The sequence below is a fragment of the Pseudomonas sp. MF6394 genome (assembly GCF_002018845.1).
GTDB lineage: Bacteria > Pseudomonadota > Gammaproteobacteria > Pseudomonadales > Pseudomonadaceae > Aquipseudomonas > Aquipseudomonas lactis.
This window is the reverse complement of record NZ_MVOJ01000006.1, coordinates 168,642-185,851: the sequence shown is the minus strand read 5'-3', so window position 1 is coordinate 185,851 and position 17,210 is coordinate 168,642. Positions and strand designations below refer to the sequence as shown.

Genomic DNA, 17,210 nt, shown 5'->3' with positions numbered 1-17,210 from the left:
CTACGCGTTTTGGAAAACACCATGAAAAAAATAACAATTGCCATAGTGGGCGGTGGTTCTGTCGGCGTTGCATATTTTACGCAACTCATTGATGAAGCTGTTCGTCAGGGGCTGAGTCATCATTTGGATGTGCTGATCTTTGAGTCACAGAAAACACCTGGGCCGGGTTATGCGTACCAGGACGACTTTGAGTGCAACTTGCTCAACACGCGAGCCGACGCCATGTCTGCGGTAGCAGGCGACAAGCGGCATTTTATTCGCTGGCTGGAACAGCATGGCGCAGATCAGGCGGTAGATTTTCCACAAACAGTCATCGACGATCACGCCTTCCTGCCGCGCAGCCTGTTCGGCAGATACCTGGCACATCAGTATGAGCAGACGATGGCCGTGGCCCGCGCCCATGGCATTAAGGTCACTGCAGTGACCTCAACCGTCACAGACTTGATCTCACTGTCTGACCAGCGCCCTTGCATTGATACCGAGAGCGGCGTGGCCTACGTGGCGGATCGGGTTGTCCTCAGCATGGGAAACCTGCCATCGACGCGGTTTACTCAGCTCAATGATGTGGCTGGCTTCGTGCGCACCCCATACCCAACCCGGGACATGGTGCGCAACATACCGGCCAACGCGTCGGTGTGTGTGCTAGGGACCGGGCTGTCGGCCATTGACACTGTGCTCTCACTGACAGAAGCCGGGCACCAGGGGAAAATTGTCATGGCATCGCGCACCGGCCGCCTGCCCAGTGTGCGCGGCACCTTTAATCGGCCTCATACACTGACTCATCTGACCCGGGCCCACATCGATAACTTCTGTGATGCAAATGGTGGTCAGCTCAAGCTGCATGACGTCTTTACGATGTTGCTGCGTGAGATCGAGGAGGTTACCGGTGACGCCGTGGACTTGAAGCGCATCTTGAATTCGGGCGCCGGTGTGTTGGACTACATAACGTCCGAAATCATCCAGGCAGACAATGCCGAGCGTCTGTGGCAGTCGGTCATTTACTCGACCAACTCCATTATCGATTATGTCTGGCATCGCCTGTCTCGCGACGACAAGCAGGTATTTCAGACGACATTCGGCAGTCTCTGGTCTTCTTACCGAGTCTCGGTGCCGGTCAAAAATGCCCATAAGTTGCAGGCGTTGCTGAAGGCTGATCGCATACTGGTGCTCGGCGGCGTCAGGCAAGTCACTTACAACGAGGCTTCAAAGGTCTTTGAGACGCGCATTGACGACCGTCGCAGTGCATTTCGTACCGTCGTCGAGAGTGAGTATGTTATCAACGCCACCGGTTACTCCGTTCAGGTGGAGCAGTCTGACGTGCCGCTCGTGGTGAATTTGCTCCGTCGCAAGTTGGCCAAGCCCAATGAGTTCGGCGGCTTTGAGTTGGACTTCGAGACAGGAAGGTTGGTGGGGGCTGCTGGTGAGGCCTGGCCGCATGTCTCGGTACTGGGCAGCCTGGCCGCTGGCACGTATTTCTGGACGAATGCGATGGACGTCAATGTCAGGTTGGCCCGGCGTCAGGTTGAAGATGCGCTCAGCGTATTGTCAGGCAGCATTTCTCACGCGGCGTTGCCTTCGGCGCGAGCGCCTCGTCGTCGCTCTGTCACTCGAAGAGGTCGTACGGCCTCCGCGTCGGCGAGCACCAGGCAGAGTAGACGCTACGGCCTGAAGGCTGCTCAGGGGAACGCAAGCGTGCTTGGGTCACCCGTGCGAGGGGAACTGGCGTCGCCGACGACTCAGCTGGTCTGAGGGCGCTTTGAGCCTGGCCATTTAAATCAAGCCCGCGCAGATCGTTTCGGCTCCGGGACCTGAAGCCGGTTGAATCGCAGGCAATAAAAAACCCCAAGGAACTGGTTCCTTGGGGTTTCTCGGTATTTTGGTGCCCAGAGACGGAATCGAACCGCCGACACGGGGATTTTCAATCCCCTGCTCTACCGACTGAGCTATCTGGGCAACGGGGCGCATTAAACGGGTTTTTCAGGGGGTCGTCAAGCAAGTTTTCAAAAAATATTTAATTATTACCGTCGCTTACGTGCAGACCCCGGTTTTTGATCAATTATTGAGCAGGTGGGACGTAGCCTTCGGCCTGGGCGTATTCCTCGCCGGAAAAGAACTTGTCCATTTCGCCGGCCAGGTATTTGCGGTCTTCGGCGTTCATCATGTTCAGGCGTTTTTCGTTGATCAGCAGAGTCTGGTGTTTCAACCAGTCGCCCCAGGCTTTGGCCGAGACGTGGTCGTAAATGTCCTGGCCCTTGGCACCTGGGTAAGGAGGGCGTTCCAGGGCTGGCAGTTCTTCTTTGTACTTGCGGCACATAACGGTGCGGGTCATGACGAAACTCCTGCGTTCAATACGTCGGCCGCGCGCTTGAGCAATGTTTTTACCGGGGCGGCAAGGCCCAGGCGCGGCGGGGTGGCGAGGTTATACCAGAGCCAGTCGGCCTCGGCCACGTGATGGGCGGATTCCTCAACCTGGACCAGCCAGGGTTCGATGGCCAGCTGGAAGTGGCTGAAGGTGTGGATCAGCCCCGGCAGTTCCTGATGCTTGCCCAGCGCCAGCGCGTGCTGGTTGGCGAGGTGATCGAGGTCGCCCAGGTCGTCCAGCTCCGGCAAGCTCCACAAGCCGCCCCACAAGCCCGTGGACGGGCGACGGTAAAGCAGGATCGCGCCCTCGGCGTTCGCCAGCATGGGCATCAGCGTGCGCTTTTGCGGGATGGTCTTGCGCGGCTTGGGGATCGGGTAGCGCGTCTCCAGGCCGAGCATGTGGGCTTCGCAGCCTTTTTCCAGCGGGCACAGCAAGCAACTGGGTTTGCTGCGGGTGCACAGGGTGGCGCCCATGTCCATCATGGCCTGGGTGTAGGCGTTGACACGCTCAAAGGGCGTGAAGCGCTCTGCAGTGGCCCACAGCTGCTTGGCCACCTTGGGCTCGCCCGGGTAACCCTCTTGCGCGGTAAAGCGCGCCAGCACGCGTTTGACGTTGCCGTCGAGGATCGGTGCGCGCAGGCCCATGCTCAGGCTGGCAATCGCGCCTGCGGTCGACAGGCCGATACCTGGCAGCTCGGTGAGTTTCTCCACGTCGCGAGGGAATTCGCCGCCGTATTCGGCCACCACGATCTTCGCGGTCTTTTGCAGGTTGCGCGCCCGGGTGTAGTAGCCCAGGCCCGTCCACAGGTGCAGCACTTCATCTTCCGGCGCGGCGGCCAGGGCTTCGACCGTCGGCAAGGAGGCCATGAACCGGTCGAAGTAGTTGAGCACGGTGCTGACCTGGGTCTGTTGCAGCATGATCTCCGACACCCACACCCGGTAAGGGGTGATGCCCTGTTGCCAGGGTAGGTCGTGGCGGCCATGGCGGTCGTACCAGTCCAGCACCGCTTGTGAAAACTGCTCGTTTCTCATCGGTTGAACAAGCCTTTCAATGCGTCTTTGAGCTTGGGGTTAACCTTGTCGAGCTTTTCTTCCAGCTTCTCGTTAAGGCGATTGCCGGCCGCCTTGAGGGCGACCTGGCCCAGGCCGTCCTTGTCCAGGCGGCAGGCCTTGGCGCCCAACTCCAGCGGGCCACGGCAACGCAGCGGCACTTCAATGCCCTGGAAATTGGCGCCGACCTGGCAGGCCGGGTCCGGCACCTCGCGCTTGTCGCCTTCGACGATAATGCCGACGCGGTAGTCCATGCCCAGCACGCGCAAATCCACATCACCGTTGCCGTTGAGCGTCAGGCCGGGGATACGCACTTTCAGGTCGGGGTTGCTGGCCACGCCGTTACGGAACGTGAGGTTGCCGCGCAGCTCCTGGAAGGGTGTGTCCTTGCCGCCTGGGGTGGTGCTCAGGGTCTTGCGGTTGAGCAGGGCGATGCCGGTACACAGTTGCTGCTCGATGTTGGCATTGAGCAGCACACCGTTGTTGATCACGATGCTGGTGGTGCCGTTGAGGCTGTCGATCAGGGCCTTCTGGCTATTGCCACGGCCGCTGAGGTTACTGTCGAGGGTGAGCTGGCCTTTGACCGGCGGTGTTTTCCCTTGGGCCTGCAGGATGCGTTCGACAGGCACCTGCTTGATGTGGCTTTGCAGGGCCAACACTGGCGTGTCCTGGCGCACGTCGAGTGTGCCGTTGGCCTGGAACGTGCCGTTGTAGAGACCGCCGCTAAGGGTTTCGAGCTTGAGTTGCCCGTCAATGCCGGAGGCTTTGAGCACCGCGTTCTGAATGGGTAACTGGCTCAGGGTCAGCTCGCCAAAGGCCAGGTCTGCATTCACGTCCAGGCTGCGCAGGCGGGTCAGCGGCAGCAGTTTGTCATTGCTCCAGGCACCTTTGGTCGGCGCCTCCGGCAATGGCGTGTTGCCGCCTGCCGCCATGGCGCCAGCTTCGCTGCTTTGCACTTCGGCCTGGCGTGCGGCGGTTGCACCTTTGGCGGCTTCGGATTTGGCCGGCAGGTAATTGTCGGCATTGAAAGTATCGCCCTTGAGCTGCACACGCAGGGACTGCTTGGCGAAATCATCCACGGCGACGCGGCCGGTGAAGGTGCTGCCATCGAGCTTCAGGTTCAGGTCTTCCAGGGCGACGCTGGTGGGCGTGCCCTTGAGGCGGCTCACCAGCTCGACCTTGCTCAGGCTACCGGGGGCCATGGCAGGCAACGGATGACCGACGCTTTCAAGAAACTTGGCCAGGTCAAACTGGGCGACCGACAGGGCGCCGCTGATCTGCGGGGTCTTGTCCAGGTCATTGGCCTTCAGTTCGCCCAAGGCGCGCAGTTGGTTGGCCGCCAGTTTCAGGTTGGTCCATTCGGCGACGTTGGCCGCCAGGTCCACCAGCAATTGGCCCTGGGTGGAGAAGCTCACCGTCTTGCCCTGCAACGGCTCACCAGTGGCCTCGCCACTTAAGCGCATGTCTTCGAACTGATAACGCTTGAGCGCACGCTGGATGCGCAGGTTGCCGTTCAGCTCAGTCTTGACCCGCATCAGCGGCTGGTTGCTGCCCAGGAAGGCCGTGAGTTTCAGCGGGATGCTGGCGCCTTCGTGGATGGCACCGGCACTCAGCTGGATGCTTTCGGCACTCAGGTGCTTGCCGGTCTGTTCATCGGTGTATTCGACGCGGGCGTTGTTGATGGTCAGGCTGTCGATGTCCAGGCGGATCGGCTGCGGTGGCTTTTCCGGCTTGGTTTCAGCCACGGGTTCGACCGGCGCGGGAGCGGGGGTGCCTGTGGTTTCGTCGGGCAGGTTCTTGCCGATGTCTTCCCAGTTGCCGTGGCCTTGCTTGTCGCGGTTCAGGCGCAGGTTCAGGCCCTCGACACGCACATCGCTCATCTGCACTTCGCGGCGCAGCAGCGGCAGTACGCGTACCGACAGGCCGAGCATCTGCAAGTCGGCAAAGGGTTGAGTGGGCGCGGTCAGGGTCGCGACGCTGGCTTCGTGAAGCTCCAGGCCCAGCCAGGGGAACAGGCTCCAGCCGATATCGCCATTGAGCGTCAGCTCGATGTGGGCCTTGTCGCGGGCTATCTGGCGAATTTCTTCTTTGTAGTCGTTGGGATCGAAAAGGTGGGTCAGGGCAAAGCCGAGCGCCACAATGATCAGCAACAGCCCGAGAAGTACCAGACCCAGGATTTTGCCGAACGCTTTCATGGGCGAGTCCTTGTATGTCGATTTCAAAATTTAGCCGCAGAGTATAACGCCCGACGGCCCGCGTCAGTTCACGGATCGTTACATTGTATCCATGGGCGCGGAAATAGGATTTTGACGTCAGAAAAGTACAGATAATCCAAAAAAGGTAGTGGCAGTTTGATTTTTCTGTCATCCACTGGTGCTAATCTCTGCACGTTCGTCCGCCTTCTGCGACTTAACGTCGCGCCTAAAAGGGAGCTTCACTCAACGAAACGGCCACGCTTTGCGTGCAAGGCCGAGGGAGAGAGCGCCTGACGGACGCATACCAATAACTGGGGGAAACACCAATGAGCACTAGCACTGTGGCCGGCACTGCCGCCGCACAGCCTGCGTTCCTGTCCAAGGAGCGCATCATCGCCAAGCCGGGCTTCAACCGCTGGCTGGTTCCACCGGCCGCCCTGGCCATCCACCTGTGCATCGGCATGGCCTACGGCTTCTCGGTGTTCTGGCTGCCGTTGTCCAAGGCGCTGGGTATCACCGCGCCGGTGGCTTGCGCGCCGGACATGGGCTTTATCGCTCAAGTCTTCTCGTCTCAATGCGACTGGCCCATTTCCATGCTGGGCTGGATCTACACCCTGTTCTTCATCTTCCTGGGCTGCTCCGCAGCGATCTGGGGCGGCTGGCTGGAACACGCCGGGCCGCGCAAGGCCGGGGTTGTCTCGGCGCTGTGCTGGTGTGGTGGCCTGCTGATCTCGGCCCTGGGTATCTATACCCACCAGATCTGGCTGATGTGGATCGGCTCCGGGGTCATTGGCGGCATTGGCCTGGGCCTGGGCTATATCTCGCCCGTTTCGACCTTGATCAAGTGGTTCCCGGACAAGCGCGGCATGGCGACCGGCATGGCGATCATGGGCTTTGGCGGCGGCGCGATGGTGGGTGCACCTTTGGCCGCGGCGCTGATGGGCCATTTCTCTTCGCCGACCAGCGTCGGTGTATGGCAGAGCTTTGTGGTCATGGCGGCGATTTACTTCGTGTTCATGATTGGTGGCGCCCTGCTGTATCGCGTACCCCCGACCGGCTGGAAGCCTGAGGGCTGGACCGCGCCAGCGAAGAAAGCCAGCAATGCGATGATCACTCACCGCCATGTGCATGTGAATGTTGCGTGGAAAACCCCGCAGTTCCGCCTGGTCTGGCTGGTGCTGTGCCTGAACGTGTCGGCCGGTATCGGCATCCTGGGCATGGCTTCGCCGCTGCTGCAGGAAGTGTTTGGCGGCAAACTCCTGGGTGTCGATGTGCCATTTGGTCAATTGGATGCGGGCCAGTTGGCATCCATTGCAGCCATTGCCGCTGGTTTTACCGGCCTGTTGAGCCTGTTCAACATCGGTGGCCGGTTCTTCTGGGCCTCGTTCTCTGACTACCTGGGGCGTAAAAACACCTACTTCGTGTTCTTCGCCCTGGGCTTTGCCCTGTATGCGCTGATCCCGAACCTGGGGCACCTGGGTAATGTGGCGCTGTTCGTGGCCGCGTTCTGCATCATCCTGTCGATGTACGGCGGTGGTTTTGCCACGGTCCCGGCCTACCTGGCCGACCTGTTCGGCACCCAGATGGTTGGCGCGATCCACGGTCGCCTGTTGACCGCCTGGGCCGCTGCGGGCGTGTTGGGCCCGGTGCTGGTGAACTACCTGCGTGAATACCAGTTGAGCATCGGCGTTGAACGGGCCGCGGCCTACGACATCACCTTGTACATCCTCGCCGGCCTGTTGGTGCTGGGCTTCATCTGCAACCTGCTGGTGCGCCCGGTGGCCGATAAGTACTTCATGACTGATGCAGAACTTGCCGCCGAACAGGCGCTGGGTCATGACAAAGGTGCCGATGCCAGCACCGTGCTGGAGTGGAAAGCCTCCGCCGCCAGCAAGCCGCTGGCGATTGCCGCGTGGCTGGTGGTAGGTATTCCGTTGGCGTGGGGTGTGTGGGTGACCCTGCAGAAGACCGCAGTACTGTTCCACTGATACCGCAATAAGGGTGGGCCCGGCTCCTGTGGGGGCCGGGCTTGTGTGGGAGCTGGCTTGCCTGCGATAGCATCACTGCGGTGTAACTGATACACCGAGGTGTCTGCATCGCAGGCAAGCCAGCTCCCACACAAGCCAGCTCCCACATAAACCCATGCTCACATGTATGCACATGTCTATCCCCGACATTCCTCGCTCCAACTCGTCAGTCTTATCCCCTTCGTTGTTTCTGTTTAGCGCCCGCGCCCCTATAATGGCTGCCTTTTTCGCCCAATGATTTTGCGGAGCTGGTGATGGCCGAACGTAAGGCATCTGTCGAGCGCGACACTCTGGAAACCCAGATCAAAGCCTCGATCAACCTGGATGGCACCGGAAAGGCCCGATTTGATATCGGTGTCCCTTTTCTTGAGCACATGCTGGACCAGATCGCCCGTCACGGGCTGATCGACCTGGATATCGTCGGCAAAGGCGACCTGCACATCGACGACCACCACATGGTGGAAGACGTGGGTATCACCCTCGGCCAGGCGTTTGCCAAGGCCATCGGCGACAAAAAAGGCATCCGTCGCTACGGCCATGCCTATGTCCCGCTGGATGAAGCGCTGTCCCGTGTGGTCATCGACTTCTCCGGTCGCCCGGGTTTGCAGATGCACGTGCCTTACACCCGCGCGAACGTGGGCCGTGGCTTTGACGTCGACCTGTTCCAGGAATTCTTCCAGGGTTTCGTTAACCACGCACTGGTCAGCCTGCACATCGACAACCTGCGCGGCACCAACACTCACCACCAGATCGAAACCGTGTTCAAGGCTTTCGGCCGCGCGTTGCGCATGGCTGTGGAAGTCGATGAGCGCATGGGCGGGCAAATGCCGTCGACCAAGGGCGTCCTGTAATGCAGACGGTCGCGGTTATCGACTACGGCATGGGTAACCTGCACTCGGTGGCCAAGGCCCTTGAGCACGTAGGCGCTGGCAAGGTGCTGATCACCAGCGATGCCAACGTGATTCGCGAAGCCGACCGCGTGGTGTTCCCCGGTGTAGGCGCGATTCGCGATTGCATGGCCGAGATTCGCCGCCTGGGTTTTGACGGCCTGGTGCGCGAAGTCAGCCAGGACCGCCCGTTCCTCGGCATCTGCGTGGGCATGCAAGCCTTGCTCGACAGCAGTGAAGAGAACGGTGGTGTCGACTGCATCGGCCTGTTTCCGGGCCAGGTGAAGTTCTTCGGCAAAGACCTGCATGAAGAGGGCGAGCACCTCAAAGTCCCGCACATGGGCTGGAACGAAGTGCGCCGCACCGTCGACCACCCGCTGTGGCACGACATCCCGGACATGGCGCGTTTCTACTTCGTGCACAGCTACTACATCGCCGCCGGTAACCCGCGCCAGGTGGTGGGTGGCGGGCATTACGGCGTCGACTTCGCCGCCGCGCTGGCCGATGGTTCGCGTTTTGCCGTGCAGTTTCACCCGGAGAAGAGCCATACCCATGGCCTGCAATTGCTGCAGAACTTCGCCGCATGGGATGGTCGCTGGTAAATGGCCAGGAAACCGAAGCAGCCGATCTTGAACCTCACGCCCGAGCAGGAGCGTGCGGCCACCGACAAGATCAAACGTTTCATGGAGGACCGCTTCGAGCTCAAGTTGGGCTCGTTCGAGGTCGCCGAGATTCTTGAGCTGTTCACCACCGAAGTGGCGCCGCATTATTACAACAGGGCGGTTTTCGACACGCAGACGCTCCTTAAGGAAAGGTTCGAAAGCATCGAAAGCGACTTGTGGTCGCTTGAGAAACCCTGATTTCCCAAGCATTGCTGAATATCGAATAAGGTTTGCCAGATGCTGATTATCCCCGCTATCGATCTCAAGGACGGCGCTTGTGTCCGCCTGCGCCAAGGCCGCATGGAAGATTCCACCGTGTTCTCCGATGACCCGGTGAGCATGGCTGCCAAATGGGTAGAAGGGGGCTGCCGTCGTCTGCATCTGGTGGACTTGAACGGCGCCTTCGAAGGCCAGCCGGTCAATGGCGAGGTGGTCACCGCCATCGCCAAGCGCTACCCGAACCTGCCGATCCAGATCGGCGGCGGTATCCGTTCCCTGGAAACCATCGAGCACTACGTCAAAGCGGGCGTGAGCTACGTGATCATCGGCACCAAGGCCGTGAAAGACCCAGCCTTCGTCGCCGAAGCCTGCCGCGCTTTCCCGGGCAAAGTGATCGTAGGCCTGGATGCCAAAGATGGCTTCGTCGCTACCGACGGCTGGGCTGAAATCAGCACCGTGCAGGTGATCGACCTGGCCAAGCAGTTCGAAGCCGACGGCGTGTCTGCCATCGTTTATACCGACATCGCCAAAGACGGCATGATGCAGGGCTGCAACGTACCCTTCACCGCAGCCCTGGCAGCGGCCACCAAGATTCCGGTGATCGCTTCCGGCGGCATTCACAACCTGGGTGACATCAAGTCGCTGCTGGACGCCAAGGCTCCCGGCATTATCGGCGCCATCACCGGCCGTGCGATCTATGAAGGCACCCTGGACGTTGCCGAAGCTCAGGCTTACTGCGACGCCTACAACGGCTGAGGACTGACCATGGCGCTGGCCAAACGCATCATCCCTTGCCTGGACGTCGACAACGGTCGCGTGGTCAAGGGCGTCAAGTTCGAGAACATCCGTGACGCCGGCGACCCGGTGGAAATTGCTCGTCGCTACGATGAGCAAGGTGCCGACGAGATTACCTTTCTCGACATCACTGCCAGCGTCGATGGCCGCGACACCACGCTGCATACCGTCGAGCGCATGGCCAGCCAGGTGTTTATCCCGCTGACCGTGGGCGGTGGCGTGCGCACCGTGCAAGACATCCGCAACCTGCTCAATGCCGGGGCCGACAAGGTCTCGATCAACACCGCAGCGGTGTTCAACCCCGAGTTTGTCGGCGAAGCCGCGCAGCACTTCGGCTCGCAATGCATCGTGGTGGCTATCGACGCCAAGAAGGTGTCCGGCCCGGGCGAAACCCCACGCTGGGAGATCTTCACCCACGGCGGGCGCAAGCCTACCGGGCTGGACGCGGTGGAGTGGGCGATGAAGATGGAAGGCCTGGGCGCCGGTGAGATCCTGCTGACCAGCATGGACCAGGACGGCATGAAAAACGGCTTCGACCTGGGCGTCACCCGCGCCATCAGCGATGCCCTCGGCATTCCGGTGATCGCATCGGGTGGGGTGGGCAGCCTGCAGCACTTGGCCGATGGCGTGCTTGAAGGCCACGCCAGCGCAGTGCTGGCGGCGAGTATTTTCCACTTTGGCGAATACACCGTACCCGAGGCCAAGGCCTACATGGCCGCACGCGGTATCGTCGTGCGCTAAACGCTGCTGGACACCATGGCAGGCTCGCGGCACTCTCTGCGCTTGCCATGGATTCCGGTAGCCTTCATGTTCAAACACCTGCTGCTCGCCCTCGCCAGTTCCTCCATGCTCATGGTGGCTACGGCACGCGCCGAACAACCGTCTGACGCCTCCCTGGTGTTGCTGACAGAAAATTTCCCGCCCTACAACATGGCGAAAAACGGCAAGAACTTCGCCAAGGACGAGAACATCGAAGGCATCGCCGTAGACATCATGCGCGAAACCTTCAAGCGCGCCGGCATTTCCTACAACCTGACCCTGCGTTTCCCTTGGGAGCGAATCTACAAGCTCGCCCTGGAAAAACCCGGTTACGGTGTGTTTGTGATGGCGCGTCTGCCAGACCGTGAAGCCTTGTTCAAATGGGTCGGCCCCATCGGCCCGGACGATTGGGTGCTATTGGCCAAGGCCGACAGCAAGATTCAGCTGGAAAGCCTGGAACAAGCGCGCCGCTACAAGATTGGCGCCTACAAAGGCGACGCTATCGCCGAAAGCCTGGACAAGCAGGGGCTCAAGCCGATTGTTGCCTTGCGTGACCAGGACAATGCGCAAAAGCTCATGGAGGGCCAGATCGACCTGTGGGCCACTGGCGATCCTGCTGGGCGCTACCTGGCGCGGCAGGTGGGGGTGAACGGGCTCAAGACGGTATTGCGCTTCAACAGTGCGCAGCTTTACCTGGCGTTGAACAAGGACGTACCGGATGAGGTGGTGGCCAGGCTCCAGGCCGCGCTGGAGCAGTTGCGTGAAGAAGGCCGTATCGACCAGATCATGGCCAACTACCTGTAGGAGCGAGCTTGCTCGCGAAGGACGTCAACGATGATGCGGGTATCCGGAGTGTACGCGGCGGTCTCAAGTTTTTCGCGAGCAAGCTCGCTCCTACAGGGGGGGCGTCAGCGATAGATGCCGTTCTTGCCATGCCCGGCCATCGCCCGGTTACTGCGCACGCTGATCATCAACTTGATATCGATCCACTCCACGCCCTGCGCCTTGAGCTTGGGCAATTCGCGCTCCAGCACCGCCAGCGTCTGTGGGTAAGGATGCCCGATCATCACCGCCGAACCCTGCTTATGCGCCAGTTTGATCGCGGTCTGCAATTGCGTGGTAATCGCCGCTTCGGTGCGTTCGTCGTCGAGAAAAACATCCCGCGACACATGGGCCAAACCGATCTTCTGCGCCTCGGCGGCGGCGACGGTCTGCGCGCTGGTGCGGCTGTCGACGAAGAACTTGTGGCGCCGTTGCAACTCACCCATCAGCCAGGCCATCGCCACCGGTTGTGCGGTCATGCGGCTGCCCATGTGGTTGTTGATGCCTGCCGTATAGGGCACGGCATCGAACGCGGCATCCAGGCGCTTGCCCAGTTCTTCGATGGACAGCTCCGGGTGCCAGGCGAAGGGGCCGGTGGCCGGGTCCATGGGCATGTGCAGGATCACGATCTTGCCGGCCTTGTGGGCCTCACGGGCGAATTCGGCGGCGTGGGGCGTGTCCGGCATGATGGCGGTGGTCACCGGGCCGGGTAGCGCGAGCACACGACGATCCCGAGGCAGGTTTTGCCCCAGGTCGTCGATGATCAGTGTCAGGTAGGCTTTGTGCGGTTCGCTGGCAGGGGCCGCTTGAGCGACCCCTGCCAGGCTGCACAGCACAGCGATGATCAGGGCAAGGCGCATGATCAACGGCTGCGGGTGATGCTCAAGCCCTTGAGCAGGCTGAGTGCCTGGGCCAGTTGGTAGTCATCGTCCTGCGGCATCGGCTTGGCCTTGGCGCGGCTGCCGGTTGGCTGGTCGGCACCGCCGTTGCCATTGCCCAGGTGACCTTGCAGGTCGGCCTCTTTGTAGTATTCGCTATCGATCTCGTTGGTGATCTTGGCGCGGCGTACTTCGCTGTCCGGCACGATGCCCTGGGCCTGGATCGAGCGGCCGTTGGGCGTGTAATACAGAGCGGTGGTGATCTTCAGCGCACGCTCGTTGTTCAGCGGCAATACGGTCTGCACCGAGCCTTTGCCGAAGCTGGTGGTGCCCATCAGCACCCCGCGCTTGAGGTCTTGCAGGGCACCGGCGACGATTTCCGAGGCCGAGGCGCTGCCACCGTTGATCAAGACCGCCAGTGGCACGTTCTCGCTGAGGTCGTTACCGGTCGCCGAGAAGCGCAACTCGGAGTTGGCGATACGGCCCTTGGTGTAGACGATCAGGCCCTTGGTGACGAAGTGGTCGACCACCTCGACCGCCGACTGCAACACGCCGCCTGGGTTGTTGCGCAGGTCAAGCACGATGCCGTTGAGCTTCTTGCCGTTGTCTTTGCGCAGCTTGGCCAGCGCCTTGGCCACTTCGTCGCCGGTCTTGACCTGGAACTGGGTGATACGGATATAACCGTAGCCCGACTCCAGCAGCTGGCTTTTCACGCTCTTGACCGTGATGGTCGCACGGGCCAGGGTCACGTCAAACGGGTTGCCGCCGTCTCGTACCAGGGTCAGGGTGATCTTCTGGCCGAGCTTGCCACGCATCTTGTCGACGGCTTCGGTCATGGTCTGGCCACGGGTCGGCTGGCCGTTGATCTTCACGATCAGGTCGCCGGCCTGGATACCGGCCTTGGACGCCGGGGTGTCGTCGATAGGCGAGACCACTTTGATCTGGCCGTCTTCGGAGCCCACTTCGATGCCCAGGCCGCCGAACTCACCGCTGGTGCTTTCCTGCAGCTCGGCGAAATCTTCCGGGCCCAGGTAGGCGGAGTGCGGGTCGAGGTTGCTGAGCATGCCCTTGATGGCATTTTCCAGCAGGGCCTTGTCGTCTACGGGTTCGACATACGCTGCCTTGATCCGGTCCATGACCTCGGCAAAGGTGCGCAGCTCGTCCAGCGGCAACGGCGCCTTGGTCGTCGCAGCCATGGCGGGTGCAGCCGGTGCGGCCTGGTCGGCAAAAGCCAGAGGCGCGCCGATCACCAGGGCGATCGTCAGGGCCAGCGAAGTGAGGCGGGACAAATGCAGCATGTCGAACGAACTCCTAATGTAGATGCGACCCTATCCTTGGGACCGGCACCATTGTGCAGGGTCGCTCGGGCGGCCCTGCTGACGAATAGCGAAGTACAGCGCCGGGGTGTCCTGGCCACCACTGTTACCGACAGTGGAGATGGATTCACCGGCTTTTACAACATCACCTGCCGACTTGAGTAATGTCTGATTGTGGCCGTAAAGGCTCAAATAGCCATTACCGTGGTCAAGAATCACCAGCAAGCCGGCGCCCCGCAACCAATCGGCGAACACTACGCGCCCACCATGCACGGCGTGGACCTGGCTGCCGGCAGAGGCGCTGATCATCACGCCATCCCACTTGGCACGGGTGTCATCGCCACGGGTTTCCCCAAAGCGTGCCAGTAATCGACCATCAACCGGCCATGGAAGTTTGCCGCGCGCTGAAGCAAAAGGGCCGCCGAAGGACTCACCACTGCTGGAAACCAGCGGGCCAGGCGCTGCACGCGCCGGTTTGCGCGGGGCTGGAGCGTCGGTGGTGGCAGCCAGTTCGGCCTCACGCTGACGCTTTTTTTCGGCTTCCTGCTGGGCGATCAGCGCTTTTTGCCGCGCTTCTTCGGCCTCGCGTGCCTGGCGGGCCAGGGTTTCTTCAATGGTCTTGAGCACTTTGGCCAGGTCGGCCTGGTCTTGCTCGCGGGCCTGCAACTTGGCGTCGCGGGCTTTGACGTCGCTGTTGAGCTTGGCCAGGGCCTGTTGGCGTTCCTTGCGTACTTTATCGAGCTGGTCGCGCTGGGTGTCCAGGGCGGTTTTCTGGTCGAGCAGCTGCGATTGCTGGTCGGCGATTTCCTGTTCGACATTGGCCAATTGGCGCAGGGTTTCGTTAAACCCCTTCAATTGCGCCAGGCGGGCCTGGCTCAGGTAGTCGTAATAGGTGAGGGTGCGGGCGAATTTTTCCGGGTTCTGCTGGTTGAGCAGCAGCTTGAGGTACTCCTGGCGGCCGCTCTGGTACGCGGCACGGGCCTGGATCGCGATCAGGCGTTGCTGTTCAACGCGTGCGCTCTGGAGTTTTTTTTTCTCAGCGTCGAGTCGCTCCAGTTCCGACTCGCTCTTCTTTAGTTCTTTTTGCAGCTCCTGGACCTGCTTCTCCAGCTTGCCCATCTCGGTTTCCGTGCCGCGCAGGTCTTTCTGCACCCCGGATTTTTCTTCCTGGAGCTTGCCGAGCAGCTTTTTCAGCTCGGTAATGTCCTGACGCGTAGCGTCCAACTGTTGTTGGGTTTGTGCACGCTCATCGGCAAACGCCGGTTGGAGCAGGCAGACAAGAGCAAGGGTTATCAAGGCGCGAAGCATAGAGGCGGGCGACACCAGGGGAAAAGGACGGCCTAGTATGCCCGCCAAGCGCTGCAAAAAAAACGCCCAATTGGGGCTGGCGGTCAAGATAGGCGCCGAGTGGCGATGGTATGGCGAAAAGACATCTACCAAACACCACAAAACCAATGTGGGAGCGGGCTTGCTCGCGAATACGGTGTGTCAGTCGCAGAAGATATTGACTGAACTACCGCATTCGCGAGCAAGCCCGCTCCCACAGGGTTTTGCAGTGATGCGGGGGTCAGACCAGGATCGAGGTGCCGGTCATCTCCTTCGGCTGTTCCAGCCCCATCAGTTTCAGCATGGTCGGCGCCACATCCGCCAGCACGCCACCTTCACGCACTTTCAGGTCACGTTTGCCGACATAGATGAACGGCACCGGCTCGGTGGTGTGCGCGGTGTGCGCCTGGCCGGTGGATTCGTCGGACATCTGCTCGCAGTTGCCGTGGTCGGCGGTGATCAGCGCTTCGCCGCCGACTTTATCCAGCGCGTCGACGATGCGGCCAACGCACAGGTCCAGGCATTCAACCGCTTTGACCGCCGCTTCCAGGTTGCCGCTGTGGCCAACCATGTCGCCGTTGGCGTAGTTGACCACGATTACGTCATAACGCTGGTTTTCAATGGCGTCGACGATCTTGTCGGTGACTTCCGGTGCGCTCATTTCCGGCTGCAGGTCGTAGGTCGCGACTTTTGGCGACGGGATCAGGATGCGCTCTTCGCCAGGGAACGGCTCTTCGCGGCCACCGGAGAAGAAGAACGTCACGTGGGCGTATTTCTCGGTCTCGGCGATGCGCAGCTGGGTCTTGCCGTTCTTGGCCAGATAGTCGCCCAGCACGTTCTCCAGGCTGCCCGGGGCAAAAGCCGACGGGGCCGGGATGTTGGCGGCATATTGGGTGAGCATGACGAACTCGACCTTCGGCTGACGCGCGCGCTCGAAGTCCTTGAAGCCTTCATCGACGAACACATGGCTCAGCTCACGGGCACGGTCGGCGCGGAAGTTCATGAACACCACGGCGTCGCCGTCTTCGACCTTCACCGGCTCGCCGATGGTGGTGGCCTTGACGAATTCATCGCTCTCGCCACGGGCATAGGCCGCTTCCAGGCCTTCCTGGGCGGTGGCTGCGTTGAATTCGGCCTGGCCGTCGACGATCAGGTTGTAGGCCTGGGAGACACGGTCCCAACGGTTGTCGCGGTCCATGGCGAAGTAGCGGCCCACCAGGCTGGCGATGCGGCCTTTGCCCAGGGCAGCGAAGGTGGTGTCCAGCAGTTCGATGGAGGATTGCGCGCTTTTGGGCGGCGTGTCGCGGCCGTCGAGGAAGGCGTGCAGGTAGATTTTGTCAGCGCCGCGCTTGAATGCCAGTTCGGCCATGGCGACCAGGTGATCCTGATGGCTGTGTACGCCGCCGTCCGATAACAGGCCCATGAAGTGCACGGCTTTGCCGGCGGCAACGGCTTTATCGACCGCCGCGCAGATGGTTGGGTTCTCGAAGAACTCGCCATCGCGGATCGCTTTGGTGACACGGGTGAAGTCCTGGTACACCACTCGTCCGGCGCCGAGGTTCATGTGGCCGACTTCCGAGTTGCCCATCTGGCCGTCCGGCAGGCCCACGTCCATGCCGGAACCTGAGATCAAACCGTTGGGAACGGTGGCGGTCAGACGGTCCAGTACCGGCTTGTTGGCCGAGTAAACCGCGTTGTCGTGGTGGCTTTCACTGTGTCCGAAGCCATCGAGAATTATCAGGACCAAAGGTTTAGGCGTGGTAGTCATAGATCCTCTCGCGGCGTTAATAAAGGAAGACAATTGAAAAGGGAGTGGCAGTTTAAAGCGAAGTTCCAACCACGTCACCGCTTTACGGGGGTTGGCCCCCCCTGGCGGCTGTGTATACTTACCGCCATTTTAACGCCCTGGAACC

The 17,210-nt window shown here is 60.9% G+C and carries 15 protein-coding genes and 1 tRNA gene; 8 read left to right on the top strand and 8 right to left on the bottom strand.

Annotated elements, in window-relative coordinates; genetic code table 11:
* The first annotated feature begins 21 nt into the window (after positions 1-21).
* Positions 22-1,749 (top strand): FAD/NAD(P)-binding protein, encoded by a 1,728-nt coding sequence (locus MF6394_RS09270; protein ID WP_078466546.1) that lies wholly within the window; start codon positions 22-24, stop codon positions 1,747-1,749.
* A 128-nt stretch (positions 1,750-1,877) separates the two neighbouring features.
* On the opposite strand, the gene MF6394_RS09265 is transcribed toward MF6394_RS09270, so the two are convergent.
* From MF6394_RS09265 to MF6394_RS09250, 4 genes are all read right to left on the bottom strand, one after another.
* Positions 1,878-1,953: transfer RNA gene (locus MF6394_RS09265), tRNA-Phe, on the bottom strand.
* Positions 1,954-2,056: 103 nt separating this feature from the next.
* The gene (locus tag MF6394_RS09260) at positions 2,057-2,329 is read right to left on the bottom strand and encodes an oxidative damage protection protein (RefSeq protein WP_017529562.1); all 273 of its coding nucleotides are present in this window, start codon (positions 2,327-2,329) and stop codon (positions 2,057-2,059) included.
* Complete coding sequence (gene mutY, locus MF6394_RS09255) at positions 2,326-3,393, bottom strand: A/G-specific adenine glycosylase (protein WP_078466545.1); 1,068 nt, start codon at positions 3,391-3,393, stop codon at positions 2,326-2,328. Before mutY ends, MF6394_RS09260 begins: the two co-directional genes overlap by 4 nt.
* The gene (locus MF6394_RS09250; RefSeq protein ID WP_078466544.1) at positions 3,390-5,606 is read right to left on the bottom strand and encodes an AsmA family protein; all 2,217 of its coding nucleotides are present in this window, start codon (positions 5,604-5,606) and stop codon (positions 3,390-3,392) included. Before MF6394_RS09250 ends, mutY begins: the two co-directional genes overlap by 4 nt.
* 326 nt (positions 5,607-5,932) lie before the next feature.
* On the opposite strand from MF6394_RS09250, the gene MF6394_RS09245 reads away from it, so the two are divergent.
* From MF6394_RS09245 to MF6394_RS09215, 7 genes are all read left to right on the top strand, one after another.
* Positions 5,933-7,594, top strand: coding sequence for an OFA family MFS transporter (locus MF6394_RS09245; RefSeq protein WP_047712368.1), 1,662 nt, complete (start codon positions 5,933-5,935; stop codon positions 7,592-7,594).
* Positions 7,595-7,887: 293 nt separating this feature from the next.
* A complete protein-coding gene (hisB, locus tag MF6394_RS09240) occupies positions 7,888-8,484 on the top strand; it encodes an imidazoleglycerol-phosphate dehydratase HisB (protein WP_003187781.1) in 597 nt (198 codons plus the stop codon).
* Positions 8,484-9,122, top strand: coding sequence for an imidazole glycerol phosphate synthase subunit HisH (hisH, locus tag MF6394_RS09235; protein WP_078466543.1), 639 nt, complete (start codon positions 8,484-8,486; stop codon positions 9,120-9,122). The genes hisB and hisH overlap by 1 nt, the downstream gene beginning before the upstream one ends.
* A complete protein-coding gene (locus MF6394_RS09230) occupies positions 9,123-9,380 on the top strand; it encodes a DUF2164 domain-containing protein (protein WP_044270642.1) in 258 nt (85 codons plus the stop codon).
* A gap of 39 nt (positions 9,381-9,419) precedes the next feature.
* Complete coding sequence (gene hisA, locus MF6394_RS09225; RefSeq protein ID WP_003187784.1) at positions 9,420-10,157, top strand: 1-(5-phosphoribosyl)-5-[(5-phosphoribosylamino)methylideneamino]imidazole-4-carboxamide isomerase; 738 nt, start codon at positions 9,420-9,422, stop codon at positions 10,155-10,157.
* 9 nt (positions 10,158-10,166) lie between these two features.
* A complete protein-coding gene (hisF, locus tag MF6394_RS09220) occupies positions 10,167-10,937 on the top strand; it encodes an imidazole glycerol phosphate synthase subunit HisF (protein ID WP_047712369.1) in 771 nt (256 codons plus the stop codon).
* 66 nt (positions 10,938-11,003) lie between these two features.
* Positions 11,004-11,759, top strand: a complete 756-nt coding sequence (locus MF6394_RS09215) for a substrate-binding periplasmic protein (protein ID WP_078466542.1) — start codon at positions 11,004-11,006, stop codon at positions 11,757-11,759.
* 104 nt (positions 11,760-11,863) lie between these two features.
* Here MF6394_RS09215 and MF6394_RS09210 read toward each other — a convergent pair whose 3' ends face one another.
* The 4 genes from MF6394_RS09210 to gpmI all read right to left on the bottom strand — a co-directional run bounded on the left by MF6394_RS09210 (position 11,864) and on the right by gpmI (position 17,065).
* On the bottom strand, positions 11,864-12,637 hold the full coding sequence (locus MF6394_RS09210) for a divergent polysaccharide deacetylase family protein (RefSeq protein ID WP_047712371.1): 774 nt from the start codon (positions 12,635-12,637) through the stop codon (positions 11,864-11,866).
* A gap of 2 nt (positions 12,638-12,639) precedes the next feature.
* Positions 12,640-13,953: a S41 family peptidase gene (locus MF6394_RS09205; RefSeq protein ID WP_078466541.1), complete on the bottom strand. Its 1,314-nt coding sequence runs from the start codon at positions 13,951-13,953 to the stop codon at positions 12,640-12,642.
* Positions 13,954-13,983: 30 nt separating this feature from the next.
* Positions 13,984-15,279, bottom strand: a complete 1,296-nt coding sequence (locus tag MF6394_RS09200) for a murein hydrolase activator EnvC family protein (RefSeq protein ID WP_003187792.1) — start codon at positions 15,277-15,279, stop codon at positions 13,984-13,986.
* 259 nt (positions 15,280-15,538) lie between these two features.
* Positions 15,539-17,065: a 2,3-bisphosphoglycerate-independent phosphoglycerate mutase gene (gene gpmI / locus MF6394_RS09195; RefSeq protein ID WP_069556698.1), complete on the bottom strand. Its 1,527-nt coding sequence runs from the start codon at positions 17,063-17,065 to the stop codon at positions 15,539-15,541.
* Between the last annotated feature and the right edge of the window lie 145 nt (positions 17,066-17,210).

Excerpts from the sequence above, each read along its gene's own strand:
- MF6394_RS09270 (WP_078466546.1), top strand. The coding sequence starts at position 22 with ATGAAAAAAATAACAATTGCCATAGTGGGCGGTGGTTCTGTCGGCGTT.
- MF6394_RS09260 (WP_017529562.1), bottom strand. The coding sequence starts at position 2,329 with ATGACCCGCACCGTTATGTGCCGCAAGTACAAAGAAGAACTGCCAGCC.
- mutY (WP_078466545.1), bottom strand. The coding sequence starts at position 3,393 with ATGAGAAACGAGCAGTTTTCACAAGCGGTGCTGGACTGGTACGACCGC.
- MF6394_RS09250 (WP_078466544.1), bottom strand. The coding sequence starts at position 5,606 with ATGAAAGCGTTCGGCAAAATCCTGGGTCTGGTACTTCTCGGGCTGTTG.
- MF6394_RS09245 (WP_047712368.1), top strand. The coding sequence starts at position 5,933 with ATGAGCACTAGCACTGTGGCCGGCACTGCCGCCGCACAGCCTGCGTTC.
- hisB (WP_003187781.1), top strand. The coding sequence starts at position 7,888 with ATGGCCGAACGTAAGGCATCTGTCGAGCGCGACACTCTGGAAACCCAG.
- hisH (WP_078466543.1), top strand. The coding sequence starts at position 8,484 with ATGCAGACGGTCGCGGTTATCGACTACGGCATGGGTAACCTGCACTCG.
- MF6394_RS09230 (WP_044270642.1), top strand. The coding sequence starts at position 9,123 with ATGGCCAGGAAACCGAAGCAGCCGATCTTGAACCTCACGCCCGAGCAG.
- hisA (WP_003187784.1), top strand. The coding sequence starts at position 9,420 with ATGCTGATTATCCCCGCTATCGATCTCAAGGACGGCGCTTGTGTCCGC.
- hisF (WP_047712369.1), top strand. The coding sequence starts at position 10,167 with ATGGCGCTGGCCAAACGCATCATCCCTTGCCTGGACGTCGACAACGGT.
- MF6394_RS09215 (WP_078466542.1), top strand. The coding sequence starts at position 11,004 with ATGTTCAAACACCTGCTGCTCGCCCTCGCCAGTTCCTCCATGCTCATG.
- MF6394_RS09210 (WP_047712371.1), bottom strand. The coding sequence starts at position 12,637 with ATGCGCCTTGCCCTGATCATCGCTGTGCTGTGCAGCCTGGCAGGGGTC.
- MF6394_RS09205 (WP_078466541.1), bottom strand. The coding sequence starts at position 13,953 with ATGCTGCATTTGTCCCGCCTCACTTCGCTGGCCCTGACGATCGCCCTG.
- MF6394_RS09200 (WP_003187792.1), bottom strand. The coding sequence starts at position 15,279 with ATGCTTCGCGCCTTGATAACCCTTGCTCTTGTCTGCCTGCTCCAACCG.
- gpmI (WP_069556698.1), bottom strand. The coding sequence starts at position 17,065 with ATGACTACCACGCCTAAACCTTTGGTCCTGATAATTCTCGATGGCTTC.